Below are 19,393 nucleotides of genomic sequence, written 5' to 3'. Positions count from 1 at the left end.
TCTCTTCTAGTTTGACTCTATCCTGCCATGTTCCACATGAAACAATTTACCGTTATCGTCCAACATATCGGCGATTTGGCTTTCAGTGATAGAGCTTACAAATACTTGTGCGCCCGTCTCTTTTAAGCAGTCAGCAAGACTCTTGCGACGTTGGCTATCTAATTCCGACGCGAAGTCATCAATTAGGTAAATGCATTGTTTACCGGTCATCTCTGTCAGGTGTTGCCCTTGCGCGACACGCAATGCACACACCATGAGTTTTAATTGACCGCGTGACAGAACATCTTCAACGGGCGTTCCGTTCACTTTAATGCGCAAATCAGCTTTGTTTGGGCCACTAAAGGTGTATCCCAATGCCTGATCACGCTCAAAATTCTTTTCTAGTATCTCGTGGTATGGGGTGTCTTTATCCCAGCCACGATAATACTTCAATTGGATCTCAAATTCTGGCAAAAATGTCTGACAGATAGTTTCTGCGACGGTTTTCATCTGCTCGATGTAACTTGCTCGCCATTGGCTGATGTTTTCAGCCAACCCTGCCATTTCCTGATCCCAATAACTGAGTTCACGATAACTATTGGCGGTTTTCAACAACGCGTTGCGCTGCTTGTTCAGGCGCTTGAACCTTCCCCATGCTTGATAAAAAGCGGGCTCGGTATGAAACACGCCCCAGTCAATAAACGCACGACGATGTTTAGGGCCATCTGTCAGTAAATCAAACCCTTCTGGGTGTATCAACTGCAGAGGCAGAACTTGTGCCAACTGCGCTAATTTTTGTCCAGATTGACCGCCTATTTTAACCTCTGTTGAGCCATCACGCTGCTTATTAATGCCGATAGGTAGCTCAAATTGATCCGAGTTCAAAAAACGACCATGAACAAACAGTTCGTCACACTCATTTTGTATCACTCGTCCGGTGAGAGAACTCTTGAATGAGCGGCCATGCCCGAGCAGGTAAACCGCTTCTAAGACACTGGTTTTACCGCTGCCGTTCGGCCCGATAAGAAAGTTAAAGCCTGCTGATAACTCAATATCACAGGCTTTAATGTTTCGAAACTGCTGAATGATGAGACGAGAAAGAGGCATTCAGTTGGCTTATAGACGAATTGGCATCACCACGTACATGGCACTGTCATCGTCGGCATTTTCAATCAATGCGCTAGCGTTAGCATCCGACATCGACACACGTACATTTTCACAACGCAACGTGTTCAGAACATCAAGCACATAGCTTACGTTAAAGCCGATTTCGATGGCGTCACCTTCAAAGGTCACATCAAGCATCTCTTCCGCTTCTTCTTGTTCTGGGTTATTCGCGGTTATGCGCATTTCAGTATCAGCCAGATTCACACGCACGCCACGGAATTTTTCGTTGGAAAGAATCGCAGCACGAGAGAAGGCTTGGCGCAACTCGTCACAACTTGCTATTAGGGTCTTATTGGTGCTCTGAGGCAATACGCGGCGGTAGTCAGGGAAACGACCATCAACCAACTTAGAGGTAAAAGTAAAGTTATTCACCTCAGCACGAACATTGGAGCTACCGATCTGAAGTACTACGGGCTGCTCTGGCGCATCCATCAACTTCACTAATTCTTGCACACCTTTGCGTGGCACGATGATTTGCTTCTGCGCAAAGTCTGCACCTAGCTGAGTTTGCGATACCGCCATACGGTGGCCGTCCGTCGCCACGCTGCGTAGCGTGGTGCCGTCAATTTCAAACAACATGCCGTTGAGGTAGTAACGAACGTCTTGATTCGCCATCGAGAACTGAGTTTTGTCGATCAGCGTACGTAAATCAGCTTGGCTCAGTGATACTTCCACTTCACTTTGCCAGTCTTCAATATTAGGGAAATCGTTCGCAGGAAGCGTTGCCAATGAGAAACGGCTGCGACCAGAGCGAACTTGTACGCGATCACCTTCTAAAACAAATGTGATGATCGCATCGTCCGGTAAACCACGGCAGATATCGAGAAACTTACGCGAAGGAACGGTAATGCTGCCCGCTTCAAAATCACCTTCTAGCGTCACTTTGCTTACTAACTCTACTTCAAGATCGGTTGCCGTCATCGACAATACGTTCTCTTCTACTTTAAGAAGTAGGTTACCTAGGATTGGCAGAGTTGGTCGACCACCTAAAGCGCCCGAAACCTGCTGTAGCGGTTTGATTAAATGACTACGTTCAATGGTAAATTTCATGCTTGGCTCTTTACGCTGTCAGCTCAATAAATGATTTGCTTAGAATACCGTTATTCTAACCGATTACGAGGACAGGGTGCGAATCAAGTTAGAGTAATCTTCTTTAATATCGTGGCTCTCTTCACGCAGCTGCTCAATCTTGCGACACGCATGAAGTACGGTCGTATGGTCACGGCCCCCAAACGCATCGCCAATTTCAGGCAAACTGTGGTTGGTTAGCTCTTTTGCTAACGCCATGGCCAGCTGACGAGGACGCGCTACAGAACGAGAGCGACGTTTGGACAGCAAGTCAGCCACTTTTATCTTGTAGTATTCCGCCACCGTCTTTTGAATGTTGTCGATAGTTACCAGCTTCTCTTGCAGAGCGAGCAGATCGCGCAGCGCTTCACGAACAAAATCAATCGTAATTGGGCGGCCAGTAAAGTTCGCGTTAGCGATAACGCGGTTCAGTGCACCTTCTAGCTCACGAACGTTCGAACGCAGACGCTTGGCAATAAAGAATGCCACTTCATCAGCAAGGTGGATTTGGTGATCTTCGGCTTTTTTCATCAAGATCGCCACACGCGTTTCAAGCTCAGGCGGCTCGATCGCAACAGTAAGACCCCAACCAAAGCGAGATTTAAGACGATCTTCAACGCCATTAATCTCTTTAGGATAACGGTCAGACGTTAAGATGATCTGCTGGTTACCTTCCAATAGTGCGTTGAAGGTATGGAAGAATTCTTCTTGCGAACGTTCTTTATTAGCAAAGAATTGGATGTCATCGATAAGGAGTGCATCCACACTGCGGTAGTAGCGTTTGAATTCTTCAATCGCATTGTTTTGCAGCGCTTTCACCATGTCTTGCACAAAACGCTCTGAGTGCATGTAGACCACTTTCGCGTTCGGGTTGTTATCCACAATCGCGTTACCCACCGCATGCAATAAGTGGGTTTTACCCAAACCCGTGCCGCCGTATAGGAATAGTGGGTTGTAAGCTGCACCTGGGTTATCCGATACCTGACGCGCCGCAGCCAAACCCAGTTGGTTCGACTTACCTTCAACAAAGTTGTCGAACTTGTGTTTTGGGTTCATGTTTGAGCGGTGATTGATCGCCGCAATCGCTTGAGCGTCGTCATCCCAGGTTTTGTGTACTGGCTTACGTGCCTGTAATTGCGCAGGTGCAGATGACTCCGCAGCCAAATCTGCAGGCGTACGTGTCGGCGCTGGTTTTGGAGCAGAGACAGGTCGACTCCCCACTTCAAAGCGTAAGTTAGGAATGTCGCCACCACAGTATTCCTGCAGTAAGCGAGTAATATTGTTCAGATACTTATCACGCACCCAGTCCAACACAAAGCGGTTTGGCGCGAATAGAGTGAGAGTATTGTCATTGAGCTCCGCTTGTAGCGGACGAACCCACATGCTGAATTCTGTAGCTGGTAGCTCTTCTTGAAGCTGCTGCAAACATTGCAGCCAAAGCGAAGATGACACGGTGCCCCCACTGAGTAATTGAATTATCGGAAAAGACTGGCAATTTTACCTGTTGATAACCAAGATCGCCAGCGATTGATCGACGATCCAGTGAATAAGATCCAAGTTATTCACAATTATTTCTGCAAACTTGATGAGATCAACACACCTTGCCCCAAATTTGCCCACACAACGATCCACAATTGGGCAAAATTCACAAGATCGAGTGATTGGTGATAAGTCTGTGTATTATTTTATTCCCAATGCTGATTTTGTCGATCATTTCCCCTGGTTCAGTTCGCATTTTCGTCACATTTAACATTCTTCTTCTATTATCTAATAACTCACAGGTCTAGGTTATTGCTCTTGGTTATTTATTTAATTGAGCTAACTAACAGTAGTATTTCCAACCATAAAATTATGGAGATGTATTATGAAAAACTGGATTAAGGTTGCCGTTGCAGCCATTGCACTGTCGGCAGCAACCGTACAAGCCGCTACTGAAGTCAAAGTTGGTATGTCAGGTCGCTACTTCCCGTTTACTTTTGTAAAGCAAGATAAGCTACAAGGCTTTGAAGTCGACATGTGGGATGAAATCGGCAAACGCAACGATTACAAAATCGAATACGTAACAGCCAACTTCTCTGGTTTATTTGGTCTGCTAGAAACCGGTCGCATCGATACGATCTCCAACCAAATCACCATGACTGATGAGCGTAAAGCCAAATACCTATTCGCAGACCCTTACGTTGTAGATGGCGCACAAATTACCGTGCGTAAAGGCAACGACAGCATCAAAGGTGTTGACGATCTCGCGGGTAAAACCGTTGCTGTGAACCTAGGATCTAACTTCGAGCAACTGCTTCGTCAGTACGACAAAGATGGCAAGATCAACATCAAAACGTACGACACTGGTATCGAACATGATGTGGCACTCGGTCGTGCAGATGCATTTGTAATGGATCGTCTTTCTGCATTAGAGCTGATTAAGAAAACCGGTCTTCCTCTGGAATTGGCGGGCGAACCGTTTGAGACCATTCAAAACGCATGGCCTTTCGTGGACAACGAGAAAGGTCGTAAGCTGCAAGAAGAAGTAAACAAAGCACTGGCTGAGATGCGCGCAGATGGTACAGTAGAGAAAATTTCCGTGAAGTGGTTTGGCGCTGACATCACGAAATAAGAACTCTTTGTACTTTAGGCCGCAAAGTGGTATCACTCTCGGACTAAAATAAACTTACGTAAAGGTGGAACTTGTTTTCCACCTTTTCTTTTCTCTAGCCTTTAGGTAAGCCGTATGGGATTTGACTTTAATTACATGTTGGAACTGCTGCCGATATTGCTGAAATATCTTGGCACTACCATGGAAATGGCGACGTGGGGATTGGTGTTTTCACTGATTTTATCCGTCATTTTAGCCAATATTCGCGTATTTAAACTGCCAGTTCTGGATCAATTAAGCCAACTGTACATCAGCTTCTTCCGTGGCACCCCACTCTTAGTTCAGCTTTTCCTGCTTTATTATGGCTTACCACAAATCTTCCCATTGATGGTGGGTATTGATGCCTTCTCAGCAGCGGTGATCGGTTTAACGCTGCACTTTGCCGCTTATATGGCGGAAAGTATTCGTGCCGCCATTATTGGTATTGATCGCAGCCAAATGGAAGCGAGCTTATCGGTCGGTATGACGACATCCCAAGCAATGCGCCGAGTGATTTTACCTCAAGCAACGCGTGTCGCACTGCCTTCATTGATGAACTATTTCATCGATATGATCAAGTCAACGTCTCTCGCTTTCACGCTTGGTGTGGCCGAAATCATGGCGAAAGCACAGATGGAAGCCTCATCAAGTTTCCGTTTCTTTGAAGCTTTCCTTGCGGTTGCTCTTATTTACTGGGGCGTGGTGGTGATTCTGACTCGCGTACAAATCTGGGCAGAAGCAAAACTGAATAAGGCGTACGTACGATGATTAAGTTAGAAAATATTCACAAACGTTTTGGTGAGACTGAAGTGCTGAAAGGCATCGACCTCGATATTAAGCAAGGTGAGATCATCGTGATTATCGGCTCAAGTGGCACGGGTAAATCAACCTTGCTGCGTACGGTGAACTTTCTAGAACAAGCAGATGAAGGTCGTATCACGATAGATGACATCTCCGTTGATACTCAAAAACACACTAAAGCCGAAGTATTAGCGCTGCGTCGTCGAACTGGCTTTGTGTTCCAAAACTATGCCCTGTTTGCCCACATGAATGCGCGCCAGAACATTGCCGAAGGTCTAGTGACCGTTCGAGGCTGGAAAAAAGCCGATGCTCTCAAACGAGCGCAACAAATTCTGGATGACATCGGCCTTGGGGATAAAGGCGATAGTTATCCAGCGGCATTGTCTGGCGGCCAACAACAACGTGTGGGTATCGGCCGAGCGATGGCGCTGCAACCAGAACTGCTGTTATTTGACGAACCAACTTCTGCGCTGGATCCTGAATGGGTCGGTGAAGTTCTCTCATTAATGAAGAAGTTAGCTAATCAGCATCAAACCATGCTGGTGGTGACGCACGAGATGCAATTCGCGAAAGAAGTCGCTGATAGAGTGATCTTCATGGCGGAAGGCAATATCGTAGAGCAAGGTTCTCCACAGGATATCTTCGATAATCCACAAGATCCTCGTTTGAAAAAATTCCTTAACCAAGTAGGAATAGAGTAACGATCAAGCATCAGGATCGATTGATCCTTGAGATTTTACTCACACTACGTATAATCGCCCGGCCGGAATTTCGTACTCATTGAGTCATTGACACATTATGTGAGTGTGATTACAATTCCGCCTCTTTGTTGAGAGGCGTCGGTTGTCCTTCTCTATATAAAGAGCTTCTTTATATAAGAAAGCAAATACCCACGCCGGGTTTAACAAGAACCTAAAACTACTGATCAGTAAAGGTAATTATCATGAAACGCACTTTTCAACCTACAGTTCTAAAGCGCAAGCGTACTCACGGCTTCCGTGCTCGCATGGCAACTAAGAACGGTCGTAAAGTTATCAACGCACGTCGTGCAAAAGGCCGTGCGCGCCTATCAAAATAATCGCTAGTTTATTTTGAACACGTACGCGTTTAATCGGGAGTTACGTTTGTTAACTCCCGAGCATTATCAAAACGTCTTCCAGCAAGCTCATCGAGCTGGCTCGCCTCATTTCACCATCATTGCTCGCAATAACAAACTTTCTCATCCACGATTAGGTTTAGCGGTTCCAAAAAAGCAAATCAAAACGGCTGTCGGTCGTAACCGATTTAAGCGTTTGGCTCGTGAAAGCTTTCGTAACAATCAACATCAGCTTCCAAACAAAGATTTTGTTGTGATTGCGAAGAAAAGCGCGCAAGATTTAAGCAATGAGGAAATTTTTAAGTTGTTTGATAAGCTATGGCAACGCCTGTCTCGCCCTTCACGTGGATAGCCATTGGGCTCGTTTATCTGTATCGCTGGTTTATCAGCCCTTTGATTGGTCCTCGTTGCCGGTTCACACCAACTTGTTCCACTTACGCGCTAGAAGCTTTGAGAGCTCACGGTTTTGTAAAAGGATGTTGGTTATCAGGCAAACGTCTATTAAAATGCCACCCTTTGAATGAAGGGGGGTATGACCCCGTTCCACCAGTCCAAAAACAAGACAGAGATAACTAACGATGGATTCTCAACGTAATATCCTGCTCATCGGTTTGGCCCTGGTTTCTTTTTTGCTGTTTCAACAATGGCAAGTTGCAAAGAATCCAGAACCTCAAGCAGTTGAACAGGCTCAATCAAGCAGCACTCTACCTGCACCATCTTTTGCTGATGAACTTGACCCAGTTCCTGGCCAACAGCAAGCTTCTGCAAAAACTATCACAGTAACGACTGATGTTTTAACTCTGTCGATCGACACCGTTGGTGGCGATGTGGTACATGCCAACCTTAACGAATACTCTGCTGAGTTAGATTCATCAGATTCTTTTGTTCTGCTTAAAGACGCTCAAGGTCACCAATTTATCGCTCAAAGCGGTCTAGTGGGTCCTCAAGGTATCGACTTGAGCAGCACAAATCGCCCTCACTACAACGTAAGTGCAGACAGCTTCACTCTAGCTGACGGTCAAGATGAACTTCGTGTTCCGATGACATTCACTGCAAACGGCATCGAATACACCAAAACTTACATCTTTAAACGCGGCAGCTACGCGCTTAATGTTGAATACGATGTAGTAAACAACTCAGGCAATAACGCAACATTTGGTATGTACGCTCACCTACGTCAAAACCTAATGGACGATGGTGGTAGCATCACAATGCCTACTTACCGTGGTGGCGCATACTCAACAGAAGATACGCGTTACAAGAAGTACAGCTTTGATGATATGCAGGATCGCAACCTGTCTCTTAACCTAGCCGATGGCCAAGGTTGGGCAGCAATGATTCAGCACTACTTTGCCGCAGCTTGGATCCCACGTAACGAACCAGGTACTAACCTATACACTCGTGTAATTGGCAACCTAGGCGATATCGGCGTTCGTATGCCGAACAAAACTATCGCAACAGGCGATCAGGCTAAGTTTGAAGCAACACTTTGGGTTGGTCCAAAACTGCAAGATGAAATGGCAGAAGTGGCACCTAACCTAGACCTAGTAGTGGACTACGGCTGGTTATGGTTCATTGCGAAGCCTCTTCATATGTTGCTTTCATTCATCCAGAGCTTTGTTGGTAACTGGGGTGTGGCAATCATCTGTCTGACCTTCATCGTTCGTGGTGCAATGTACCCACTAACGAAAGCGCAATACACGTCTATGGCGAAAATGCGTATGCTTCAGCCTAAGCTGCAAGCTATGCGTGAGCGCATCGGTGATGACCGCCAACGTATGAGCCAAGAAATGATGGAACTGTACAAGAAAGAGAAAGTAAACCCACTCGGTGGCTGTTTACCTCTTATCCTACAGATGCCTATCTTCATCGCACTATACTGGGCGCTAATGGAATCGGTAGAGCTTCGTCACTCACCATTCTTTGGTTGGATTCACGACTTGTCAGCGCAGGACCCTTACTACATCCTGCCGCTATTGATGGGTGCGTCTATGTTCCTAATCCAGAAGATGAGCCCGACAACAGTAACGGATCCAATGCAGCAGAAGATCATGACCTTTATGCCGGTTATGTTTACCTTCTTCTTCTTGTTCTTCCCATCAGGTCTCGTTCTGTACTGGTTGGTGTCGAACATCGTAACGCTTATCCAGCAAACTCTTATCTACAAAGGGTTAGAGAAAAAAGGCTTACACAGCAAGTAACCTTTTAGGAAATGATTGAGAAAGGCGGCCAAAAGGTCGCCTTTTTGTTTTTGGCTGATTACAATTCAGCTAACTAAAGTTATGGCTCAATTTGAGCCCAGCTCAAAAGGCAAAATTATGACTACAGATACGATTGTCGCTCAAGCGACCGCGCCTGGTCGTGGCGGTGTCGGTATTATTCGAGTATCAGGCCCTAAAGCCAACCAAGTGGCGTTAGAAGTCACGGGTAAGACACTAAAGCCCCGCTATGCAGAGTACCTGCCGTTTAAGTCAGAAGATGGCACTGTGCTTGATCAGGGCATCGCTCTGTACTTCCCTAACCCGCACTCATTTACAGGTGAAGACGTACTTGAGCTGCAAGGCCATGGCGGCCCCGTCGTGATGGATATGCTGATAAAACGCATTCTAGGTATTAATGGTATTCGAGCTGCTCGTCCTGGTGAGTTCTCTGAACGCGCGTTCCTGAACGATAAACTCGACCTCGCTCAAGCAGAAGCAATTGCAGACCTCATTGATGCAAGTTCTGAAGAAGCAGCAAAATCGGCGCTGCAATCCTTACAGGGCGCCTTTTCAGGGCGCATTAATACCTTAGTTGAGTCGCTGATTCATTTGCGTATCTATGTTGAGGCAGCCATCGACTTCCCAGAAGAAGAGATCGACTTTCTGGCCGACGGCAAAGTGGCTGGTGACCTACAAGCAATCATCGACAACCTAGATGCGGTGCGCAAAGAAGCCAACCAAGGCGCGATCATGCGTGAAGGGATGAAAGTCGTGATTGCTGGTCGTCCAAATGCGGGCAAATCAAGCCTACTGAACGCGCTATCAGGCAAAGAGTCTGCAATCGTAACCGATATCGCAGGTACCACGCGTGACGTCCTGCGTGAGCATATCCACATTGATGGAATGCCACTGCACATCATTGATACAGCAGGTCTGCGTGATGCCTCCGACGAAGTCGAGAAAATCGGTATCGAGCGCGCGTGGGATGAAATAGCTCAAGCAGACCGCGTCTTGTTCATGGTGGATGGCACCACAACCGATGCCACCGATCCGAAAGATATCTGGCCAGACTTTGTGGATCGCCTACCCGACAATATCGGCATAACCGTGATCCGAAACAAAGCGGATCAAACGGGTGAAGAAATGGGGATCTGCCACGTCAATAACCCTACCCTCATCCGCTTGTCAGCGAAAACTGGTGCAGGGGTTGAAGCTCTGCGTGAACACCTAAAAGAGTGCATGGGCTTCTCAGGCAACAGTGAAGGTGGCTTTATGGCTCGTCGCCGTCACCTCGATGCGTTGGAGCGCGCCGCACAGCACCTTCAAATAGGCCAGGAACAGCTTGAAGGCTATATGGCTGGCGAGATACTGGCAGAAGAGCTGCGCATCACCCAGCAGCATCTCAACGAGATTACCGGCGAGTTCAGTTCTGACGACTTACTGGGCCGAATCTTCTCTTCATTCTGTATCGGGAAGTAAAGTGGGCAAATAACGGAAAACAACAGCAAGCAACGGTAGATAACACACTGATTTTATTAGATCGTCATTTGCCATTTGTTTCCATCTATTGCCGTTAATTGCCAATTCTAGTCCCCAGTTGGCCCCCAATGACATGATAAATGCCGTATTGGGGACCAATTGGGGGCTAAAATGAAAATTTCCATTGAAAAACGAACACTTAGAACCGATGGCACACGCTCACTACGCTTAGTTTATGACTATGGCTACACCACAAATACGCAAGGTGGACGCCAAAATAAACGTAAGCGCAGCTACGAAACCTTAGACCTGTACGTTCACGACAAACCTAAAACACCCACCCAGCGCCAACACAACAAAGAACATATGCTTCTCGCCGAAACCATTAAGAGTAAACGACTGGTTGAGTGGCAATCCCAAAAGCACGGTTTTGAGGATCGAACCAAGCGTTCAGCTAGCTTCATTGATTACTTTCAACGGCAAGTTGATATCAAAGAACAAACCACCTCAACTTCCAACCACTCGATATGGCTGTCAGCTCGTAAACACCTGCTGTTCTACTGCGGGAAACATGATCTTAGCTTTGATGAGCTGGATAAAGACTGGTTAGATGGGTTTAAGTATTACCTGACCAATGAAGCGAAAACCAAGAGTGATACCGCGTTATCTCGCAACACACAAAGCTCCTACTTCAATAAAGTTCGAGCGGCGATCAACGAAGCACATCGAGAAGGTATTATTCGTGATAACCCGCTTGCACAAGTGACCAGTATTAAAGCGAAAACGACTAAGCGGGTTTATTTAACACTGGATGAGGTCAACGCGTTAGCTCACACAGAATGTCGCTACCCTGTCCTTAAAAGTGCGTTTTTGTTCTCATGTGCAACGGGGATGCGTTGGTGCGATATCCACAGACTTACTTGGTCAGAAATAGAGACATTCAATAATCACAAACGAATTATCTTCGACCAGGTAAAACTCTCTCACGGCGATGCTAAGAGCCTTCAGTATTTAGACATCCCAAAGTCAGCAGAATCACTTTTGGGTAGCCCCAAAGCCTCTCACGAGCGCGTATTCAAGGGATTGAAATACTCTTCTTATATAAATGTAGAACTGCTTAGATGGGCTCTGGCTGCTGGAATAAGTAAGCACGTTACATTCCATGCTGGTCGTCATACCTTTGCTGTAATTCAGCTGAGCCGAGGAATCGATATATACGCTGTATCGAAACTGCTCGGCCACAGCGAACTCAAGACAACCGAGATCTACGCTGACATCATAGAGCAACGTAGGATGGAAGCCATGCTCACATTCCCCGATATTTTTGCTTCTTCTGGAAAAGATTCAGCGGCCTAAGGCCGCTGCTATGAAAGTATTACTTACGAGAAGTGGTGGCGACATAGTTTGCTGCCCTTTTTTCGATCTCATAGCGAGATGAAACTCGCATTTTCTCTACCCAATCCATGATTGCTTGACGCTCAAATCTGAGGTGTTTGCCAAGCTTAAAATAAGGGATCTCTGCCGAGCTCGTTAACTTATAAAGCTGGTTGGTTGATAAACCCAACAAGGCTGCACATTCATCAACGGTTAGAATGTCCTTTCCAAGCAGCTCCACCTTTTGTTGCTGCAAACGCTGCTCTAACACAACCCGTTCTACATGATCGATTTTTGCTAAAATGGACTGGAGAAGGACTTGTTCATTGCTTGTCATAACTCCCCCTCCATGCCACTGCTCTGGGAAATGTGGGAAAACTGGGAAACGGATTACGCATCGGCGGTCAGCTCCTCTAGTTCTTGGATAATTTGAGCTGGAGTAAAAGCAAAAAACCTTTCCAACTTACCGTTCACTTTTACTCGTAGTGTCCCCCTGGCTCCCTCGTTTGATTCAAACCAGCGTCGTTGAACCAAAGGAGTCAGCTGGCTGATGTATTGCTTGCGCAGCTGGAGATCACGAATAAACACATTTTTATGAATCAGCCACTGGATCTCATCTCCATCACGTCGGAAGTACCCCGTGTTTGATGATCTTCCGCTGGATATCTCACTTAACTGCTTTTCCCATTTGGCGAGAGCCCGCTTCAATGCTAAAAGCACTTCAAACTCTTCGTGATTTTGAGTGTGCCCTCTGGCTGCAATCCAGCGCTGAAAAATACTGTACACAGAGAATAAAGACTCTTCTTCGCTCCACGGTACGAGTTTGTGTCGAGAGGCCAGTGAGAGCGCAACGGCAACCAAGCAAAAGCGATGCAGCACCCTAAGAACTTGAGCTGACATACAGCTTTCTTTCCAGCGCTGCATCAACCTATCCGTTTCCGATCTTAACAACAGTTCCAGATCTGGCTGCTTTACTATCAAGCACATCCAAGCTGGAAATAACGAACCATAGTGCTTTTTCGTTGCCTCTTCCAAATGTTTGGCAAATTCGTGAGAGTCATTAAATCGGTGAATGCTAGAAAAACAGCCATATTTTTCCGTCAGCGGTATCTCAACTATTCTGACCAATTGGCCTGCGGCGGGTTTTTTGCCGATCTCTTCCAGCAAATCAATCAAACCAACCTCACCAGTGCTAAGTACAAGGGTTCGCCACTTTGCTTGTTTACCCAAAGCCCCTGTAATTAACATTCTTAACTTTCCATCGCCATTCACAATCTGGTAAGCCGCTGTATCCAAATTCTCACTTCTCGCCATGCCAATCTCATCGAGCGGCAACATGACATCGTTGTAATTGACTGATACAGATTCGATACCATTGTTCGTGCTATACCAAGTCTTCTTGTAAGAGTGGGAACCATAAACAGACGATCCAACGTAAATAGCACCAGACTTACCTTGGCTTGATGAACCCATTAAATGAAAGACTGAGCTTTCTCCTCCCGATGGTGCTAGTAGCGGTGCGGCAAGTGCGACTCCAACAGCAAATATCAAGGTTGGGTTTCCACTCAAAAGACAACCTATCTCCTGTTGCCAATTAGCTAGACTACCTTTGACTTGAAAATTACTATCAACAATTGCTCCCGCATAAAAATATGGCTCCTCGGATGCACCAAAAGTGGTTTCCGTCGTCACGAATACATCGTCATGCCAGCCTGTATTAAATGCACTGATGCCAGATGGCGCTTGTTTTATCTGTTGACGTACGTAGCGTAGTACAAGGCTCCAGTTGTACTTCTCATCTTCTAGCCAAAAGCCACGATCAAATAGCTCCTCACGAAGTGTGTTACTTGCGCTACCTAAAATTCGATTTGCAGGTACAACCAACCGGACAGGAACAAGATCCATATTCACAAACTCAATACAGGCACCGTAACCTGACTTTTTATCTTGCGCTCTAACTCGTGCTACGACAGAAAGCTCAGAGCTAATAGCCACCCAACCTTCTTCCTTGTCACAGTATTCCAGTGCGTTATTTTTGTTTCTATACATACACACCTCACCGTCACAGGCTCAAAAGCCACTTCTGCACATCTTCAAGACGAAACCTCACACTTCGTGCACCTGGTGATAAGTTCACTGGAGAAGGAAAGGAGCCATTTCTCACATAACGGCGAATGGTTGCCTGAGACAACTGAGTTAACTGACAAACTTCTTGATAGCTTAATAGCTGATTTGATTGTTTTTGTTCGGTCATAACTACTCCTGACAGTTAATGAATAATCAAGGAATAGTTTGCAGGGTGAGTAACGCAAAGGCGCGCGGTGCTCAGGCCCATTTTGGGCAACTAGAGCAGATAACTTGAAGCCAGAGCGCCCCTAGAGGGAAATTAAGATCAGATAATGATGCAGTAATGCGATTCGGCGCTGCTTCACCGTTAATCATCAAGCCACAAATCGCTATGCGTTAAGTCACCCGCTAATGCGTTAAGCTGCTCACCATGTTTAACGCATAGTGATTAGAGACTCACTTTCACATGTGAAAGTGTTTTTTTTATAATTACTGTCAAACATGTCTGATTGGTTGGGCGAATCCATTAACAATAAAGCTAAAATATCTATTTGGCTCTACAAACTGGAATCGCTACTAAAAAATGGACTTTCAATCATTTAAGCAACTTGTAAAACAAATTCATATCGGAAAACAACTCCCAGATGCGGTATACCTGCACAGAGATGCTATGAGTGAGATTCCACCTGAACTGAGAAAGTTCATACCAGCTGTAGCTCAGGCAGTGAACTTGCCGGATAATCAATGGAACCTCATCAAGCTGTTTAAAAAGGAATTCCGTTTATCGTTGTTGAACTACCCAACCTTTTATACCGACTCCTACCCAGCGTTAGAGCAAAGCCTGAATGTAGATTTGAGCAAACTTAGTCATAAAGTGACTTGTTATCGCTCTTCAGAAAACCCACCGATCCTGCATAGAAAAGAGACGATGATTCTGCCGAGCAGTGACCATTATGAGCTCTTCACAGCGCTGACTAAAGAAGGGGTGGAGGCAGGCCTATACGAGAACACCCGCACTATTGGCTTCAAACAGTCGTGGTTAAATTTGATCCAAAAAAAGGGATACCGGTTAGTCGATGGGAGGATACTGAAAGACGAACCAGATGCATTGAATGATGCTCAACAAGAGCCTGGAATAGATCGTCACAAAACCGCCATTGTACGCCATGAGCTATCAGGCCCAATGAAGACATTGGCGAAGCAAGGTTACTTAGATGGACGGTTTTCTATTTTCGATTACGGATGCGGCCGAGGGGACGACCTGAGAGAACTTGAAGCACACGGGCTCGATGTATTGGGCTGGGACCCGGTTTTTTCGCCTGATAACGATAAAGTCAATTCGGACATTGTGAACTTGGGGTTTGTCCTAAATGTTATCGAAGACCAAGATGAACGTCTTGAAGCACTATTGAGCGCTTGGGAGCTCGCCAACAAAATTCTGGTCGTCTCTGTCATGCTGGCTAATGATTCGTACATTGCGCAGTTTCAGCCCTATAAAGATGGGGTGATTACGACAAGAAATACATTCCAAAAATACTACGCACAATCAGAATTCAAAGGGTACCTAGAACGTTCTTTGCAAGAAGACGCGATTGCCGTTGCACCGGGCATCTTCTACATATTCAAAGATAAGCTAGAAGAACAACGTTACCTCCAAAGTAAGTACCAGCGGCACCATACTTGGCATCAACTGACATCGCCTCAGCCTATAGAGAGTAAAGATAAAGCCAAGTTGGCCATTAGCCAAAACAGCACTCTGTTTGATGATTTTTGGAACGTATGTCTGGAACTTGGCCGGGTACCGGCGAATGACGAATTTAACCGTTCTGAAGAAGTGAGAAGTCTAATTGGTTCTCATAAAAAAGTGTTTGGTTTACTGCAAGAAATGTTCGATACCAAAGAGTTCGAAAACGCAGAAAAGCGTCGCAAAGAAGACCTTTTGCTTTACTTTGCTATGGGGCTATTTGAAAAGAGAAAGCCTTACACGCAGCAACCAGAGTCACTCAAACGCGATATCAAAGCTCTATTTGATGATTATAAAACCGCACTTAACCTAGCTGCGGAGTTACTGTTTGCGATAGCCGATACAAGCTTAATCAATACGCAATGTGAAAAGGCCCACCAACAACTACCCGCAAGTTTATTGAATGAAGGGCATTCCATCATCCTACACCGAGACTATATTGATGATTTACCTTTGCTGCTACGTGTATACGTGGGGGCAGGTTTACAAATGTACGGGGAACTGGATGAAGAAATAGATCTTGTCAAAATCCATATCACGTCAGGTAAACTCACCTTAACCGCTTATGATAACTTCGAGCATTCCGTACCGTTTTTAGTTGAGCGCATAAAAATAAAAATGGCAGAACAAGATATCGACTTCTTTGATTATGTGAATGAAAAGCGTAGACCGCCTCTGTTAAACAAGCATCTTTACATGCCCCCCGAACACGAGAACTACAAAAAGCAACTGAGCTTTGATAAACGCTTAGCCACCTTATTAGATTTTGAACCAACCGAAGAAAGCCACATGGTTCGCGCTGAATTTGAGGTCTTGCTTGAAAAGCATAGCAAGGAAATCAAAGGCTTTACCTTAAGGGCACACTCGCTTTCGTAAAAAGAGTTTAAAAACCAAGCACCCCATAGAAATCTGATCCTGATACCTGTAGAATGCACGACTTGGTTTGTCATATCTACCAACAATAAAACATAACAAACACACAATATCACAAACTCAAAGATTAACTTTGTCAAAAAATGACACACCATCTATATTAAATGTCATGGACAAATAACATAACCTTCGAGCCAACTATGCAAAATCAAGATTCCGGCTATTGCTACTCTTTTCCCGCTGTCAGAGGTATTCAAGCAGGTCGTCCGTTTTACATTGCGACATGCCCTCTTCGGATTATCCCTAAGATATTCAGCTACAACGAAGATGATGTCCCTCCAGAGTTGCGAGCTCAAAGAACGCTTAACAAAACTCGGATCCCTGAAATGGTGAAGTACTTGCTCGACAACCCGAAAGAGTATGTATTTTCGGCATTAACGGCTTCAGTTGGTGTCAATATTTCTTTTCACGATCATCAAGGTGCTCCGAATTTGGGAACACTTCAAATCCCTATGGACGCTCAAATTCTGATCAATGATGGTCAGCATAGGCGTAAAGCAATCGAAGAAGCTCTAAAAGAAAATCCCGATCTGGGCCAAGACAATATTCCTGTCTTGTTCTTTATCGATGAAGGGCTAGATAGAAGCCAACAAATGTTTGCTGATCTAAACAAGTATGCCGTCAAACCAAGTCCATCTCTGGGTACGCTTTACGACCACAGAGATGAAAGTTCAGAACTCGCTCGTGAATTAGCGACCAAAGTAAAACCATTCGTAGGTCTGACTGAAATGGAGAAATCCAGCATCAGCCCAAAATCAAATAAACTTTTCACATTAAGTAGCATCAAACAATCTACCCGAGCACTGTTGAGTAAAGGGCCAAAAGACGGCTTCAACGAAGACGAAAAAAAACTTGCTGCTGAGTTTTGGGCTGAAGTTACTCGCCATATAAAAGATTGGCAGATGGTAATAGACAAAGAAGTATCACCTGCACAACTAAGACAAGAGTACATTCATGCACATGGTGTTGGCTTACATGCCATTGGTGTTTTGGGTAAGCACCTCCTCTGCCAGGAGCCAAACAATTGGAAACAGAAACTACAACAGTTGGCAAACGTAAACTGGTTAAAAACCAACCCAGAGTGGATTAAACGAAGCATGAACCACGGAAAATTGAGTAAGTCGACGACGAATATCCAACTTACCGCCAACGCATTAAAAATTGAACTTGGGTTACCGCTAACCCCTGAAGAAAAGGCTCTAGAGAAGCAGTTATCATGATACACGAGCTACAATTGGCAGAAGACCTAGCCGAGTACGAAGACTTTATCAATGCAGAAGACTTCGCTAATAACAAATTAAGCCACTATATTGCTGACGTTCAGCGTGTTTACTGTGCGGATAAACGTCCATGGGTAATTGGTTACAGTGGTGGTAAAGACTCATCAGCAGTTATGTCGTTGGTTTACTTGGCACTGCTTGGTTTGGAACCCAAAGACCGCCACAAGCCTGTCTTTGTTGTATCTTCAGACACACTAGTTGAAACACCTGTCGTCGTTAACCACATCAAAGACTCGTTAGCCGCTATAGAGAAAGGCGCAAAGCGCGATAACCTACCAATCACTTGCCATAAAGTCGTCCCTAAAGACAATCAAACGTTTTGGGCCAACTTGCTTGGTAAAGGCTACCCAGCGCCAACACGCTCTTTCCGTTGGTGTACAGAGCGAATGAAGATTGACCCTGTGAGTGACTTTATCAAGTCTAAAGTCTCACAGTTTGACGAAGTGATTGTTGTACTTGGCTCTCGTAGCCAAGAGAGTGCATCACGCGCGCAGGTCATCGCGAAACACAAAATTGACGGCTCACGATTAGCCCGCCATACAACACTTGCGAATGCGTTCATTTTTACTCCCATCGATACATGGGGTGTTGACGATGTATGGAAATTACTGCGTCTTTGTCATTTAGAAACGAAACAAACACCTTACGGGCCTAAAAACATTTGGATCGATAAATATGATCTTGAATGGGAAAACCCATGGGGCGGCAAAAATCTTGTGCTGTGGAACCTCTACAAAGACTCCTCTGGTCAAGGCGAATGTCCAATGGTCATTGATGAGACAACACCGTCTTGTGGTAACTCTCGCTTTGGTTGCTGGACATGTACTGTCGTAACCAAAGACCGTGCAATGGAAAGCCTTATCCAAAACGGTGAAGAGTGGATGGCTCCTCTTCTTGAGTTCCGCAATAAGTTATCCATGACAACCGACCCAGCGAACAAAGAAGAGTACCGAAACCATAAACGTCGCACAGGTAAAGTTAGCTACCAATACGCAAAAGAAGGCGAAGACATTGCAACAGAGCGTAAGCACGTCCCTGGACCTTACTGGCTCAAGTATCGTCGACAATGGTTGCGCGAGTTACTTGAGCTGGATAAGAAGTTTAAAGCTGAAGGAAGAGAGATTGAGCTGATCACAGTACCTGAACTTCATGCTATTCGCCAAGAGTGGATTCACGATCCAAATGAGCCAGATTGGGACGATTCTCTACCTAAAATTTTCAAAGAAGTTTACGGTTACGACCTTGATTGGGTATATGACGATAACGCAAGCTTTGGTAAAGATGACGCTCAACTTATCCATGAGCTTTGTGACAACTTTGATATTGCACCAGAGATGATCATGAAGCTTATCGAGCTAGAAGTCTCGATGGAAGGCTTAAGCCGTCGTAGTGGCATTTCCAATAAAATCGCATCGCTATTAAAAAGGGATTGGGGAAGCTTAGAAGAAATCAAACAAAAACATGCTTCACTACAGAGTAAAGCTGAGTTTGATATTCACCAAAAAGAGATCGAGCGCTACAACGACCAACTTGCAGAGCTAGATAAGCAGCTTCAAAAAGAGTTTTAAATACTGA

18 protein-coding genes are annotated in these 19,393 nt (G+C 45.4%); 12 read left to right on the top strand and 6 right to left on the bottom strand.

Annotated features, from left to right (window positions below; all coding sequences use genetic code 11):
* Positions 1–6: 6 nt before the first annotated feature.
* The 3 genes from recF to dnaA form a co-directional block, all read right to left on the bottom strand.
* Complete coding sequence (recF, locus tag ACZ5ZC_RS17255) at positions 7–1,086, bottom strand: DNA replication/repair protein RecF (RefSeq protein ID WP_464932150.1); 1,080 nt, start codon at positions 1,084–1,086, stop codon at positions 7–9.
* A gap of 9 nt (positions 1,087–1,095) precedes the next feature.
* Positions 1,096–2,196 (bottom strand): DNA polymerase III subunit beta, encoded by a 1,101-nt coding sequence (gene dnaN / locus ACZ5ZC_RS17250; protein WP_005394106.1) that lies wholly within the window; start codon positions 2,194–2,196, stop codon positions 1,096–1,098.
* A 63-nt stretch (positions 2,197–2,259) separates the two neighbouring features.
* Complete coding sequence (gene dnaA / locus ACZ5ZC_RS17245; protein WP_395195846.1) at positions 2,260–3,666, bottom strand: chromosomal replication initiator protein DnaA; 1,407 nt, start codon at positions 3,664–3,666, stop codon at positions 2,260–2,262.
* Between the two features lie 412 nt (positions 3,667–4,078).
* On the opposite strand from dnaA, the gene ACZ5ZC_RS17240 reads away from it, so the two are divergent.
* The 9 genes from ACZ5ZC_RS17240 to ACZ5ZC_RS17200 all read left to right on the top strand — a co-directional run bounded on the left by ACZ5ZC_RS17240 (position 4,079) and on the right by ACZ5ZC_RS17200 (position 11,776).
* Entirely contained in the window at positions 4,079–4,825 is a 747-nt protein-coding gene (locus tag ACZ5ZC_RS17240) for an amino acid ABC transporter substrate-binding protein (RefSeq protein ID WP_005378831.1), read from the top strand.
* Positions 4,826–4,939: 114 nt separating this feature from the next.
* Positions 4,940–5,611 carry an amino acid ABC transporter permease gene (locus ACZ5ZC_RS17235; protein ID WP_005378829.1) on the top strand — a complete coding sequence of 224 codons (672 nt, stop codon included), beginning with the start codon at positions 4,940–4,942 and terminating at the stop codon, positions 5,609–5,611.
* A complete protein-coding gene (locus tag ACZ5ZC_RS17230) occupies positions 5,608–6,345 on the top strand; it encodes an amino acid ABC transporter ATP-binding protein (protein ID WP_005378827.1) in 738 nt (245 codons plus the stop codon). The genes ACZ5ZC_RS17235 and ACZ5ZC_RS17230 overlap by 4 nt, the downstream gene beginning before the upstream one ends.
* Before the next feature lie 242 nt (positions 6,346–6,587).
* Positions 6,588–6,722 (top strand): 50S ribosomal protein L34, encoded by a 135-nt coding sequence (gene rpmH, locus ACZ5ZC_RS17225; RefSeq protein WP_005378825.1) that lies wholly within the window; start codon positions 6,588–6,590, stop codon positions 6,720–6,722.
* Positions 6,723–6,768: 46 nt separating this feature from the next.
* On the top strand, positions 6,769–7,092 hold the full coding sequence (rnpA, locus tag ACZ5ZC_RS17220) for a ribonuclease P protein component (RefSeq protein WP_005394102.1): 324 nt from the start codon (positions 6,769–6,771) through the stop codon (positions 7,090–7,092).
* Entirely contained in the window at positions 7,059–7,316 is a 258-nt protein-coding gene (gene yidD, locus ACZ5ZC_RS17215; protein WP_005378822.1) for a membrane protein insertion efficiency factor YidD, read from the top strand. The genes rnpA and yidD overlap by 34 nt, the downstream gene beginning before the upstream one ends.
* Before the next feature lie 2 nt (positions 7,317–7,318).
* Positions 7,319–8,941: a membrane protein insertase YidC gene (yidC, locus tag ACZ5ZC_RS17210; protein WP_005394100.1), complete on the top strand. Its 1,623-nt coding sequence runs from the start codon at positions 7,319–7,321 to the stop codon at positions 8,939–8,941.
* 117 nt (positions 8,942–9,058) lie between these two features.
* Positions 9,059–10,420 carry a tRNA uridine-5-carboxymethylaminomethyl(34) synthesis GTPase MnmE gene (gene mnmE, locus ACZ5ZC_RS17205; RefSeq protein ID WP_104969982.1) on the top strand — a complete coding sequence of 454 codons (1,362 nt, stop codon included), beginning with the start codon at positions 9,059–9,061 and terminating at the stop codon, positions 10,418–10,420.
* 171 nt (positions 10,421–10,591) lie between these two features.
* A complete protein-coding gene (locus tag ACZ5ZC_RS17200) occupies positions 10,592–11,776 on the top strand; it encodes a site-specific integrase (protein WP_005491669.1) in 1,185 nt (394 codons plus the stop codon).
* 19 nt (positions 11,777–11,795) lie between these two features.
* Here ACZ5ZC_RS17200 and ACZ5ZC_RS17195 read toward each other — a convergent pair whose 3' ends face one another.
* From ACZ5ZC_RS17195 to ACZ5ZC_RS17185, 3 genes are read right to left on the bottom strand one after another with little or no spacing between them, the layout of a single operon-like run.
* Complete coding sequence (locus ACZ5ZC_RS17195) at positions 11,796–12,131, bottom strand: helix-turn-helix domain-containing protein (protein WP_005491665.1); 336 nt, start codon at positions 12,129–12,131, stop codon at positions 11,796–11,798.
* Between the two features lie 53 nt (positions 12,132–12,184).
* Positions 12,185–13,843 (bottom strand): DUF927 domain-containing protein, encoded by a 1,659-nt coding sequence (locus ACZ5ZC_RS17190; protein ID WP_005491634.1) that lies wholly within the window; start codon positions 13,841–13,843, stop codon positions 12,185–12,187.
* 13 nt (positions 13,844–13,856) lie between these two features.
* Positions 13,857–14,048 (bottom strand): helix-turn-helix transcriptional regulator, encoded by a 192-nt coding sequence (locus ACZ5ZC_RS17185; protein ID WP_005491636.1) that lies wholly within the window; start codon positions 14,046–14,048, stop codon positions 13,857–13,859.
* A gap of 396 nt (positions 14,049–14,444) precedes the next feature.
* Between ACZ5ZC_RS17185 and ACZ5ZC_RS17180 the strand changes: the two genes are divergently transcribed.
* The 3 genes from ACZ5ZC_RS17180 to ACZ5ZC_RS17170 all read left to right on the top strand — a co-directional run bounded on the left by ACZ5ZC_RS17180 (position 14,445) and on the right by ACZ5ZC_RS17170 (position 19,386).
* Positions 14,445–16,481, top strand: a complete 2,037-nt coding sequence (locus ACZ5ZC_RS17180; protein WP_005491620.1) for a DNA phosphorothioation-associated putative methyltransferase — start codon at positions 14,445–14,447, stop codon at positions 16,479–16,481.
* Positions 16,482–16,678: 197 nt separating this feature from the next.
* The gene (gene dndB / locus ACZ5ZC_RS17175) at positions 16,679–17,758 is read left to right on the top strand and encodes a DNA sulfur modification protein DndB (protein WP_022591085.1); all 1,080 of its coding nucleotides are present in this window, start codon (positions 16,679–16,681) and stop codon (positions 17,756–17,758) included.
* On the top strand, positions 17,755–19,386 hold the full coding sequence (locus ACZ5ZC_RS17170) for a DNA phosphorothioation system sulfurtransferase DndC (RefSeq protein ID WP_005491667.1): 1,632 nt from the start codon (positions 17,755–17,757) through the stop codon (positions 19,384–19,386). Before dndB ends, ACZ5ZC_RS17170 begins: the two co-directional genes overlap by 4 nt.
* Positions 19,387–19,393: the final 7 nt, after the last annotated feature.

This window comes from Vibrio sp. JCM 18905, from assembly GCF_055393305.1.
This window is presented reverse-complemented; position numbering and strand designations above follow the sequence as displayed.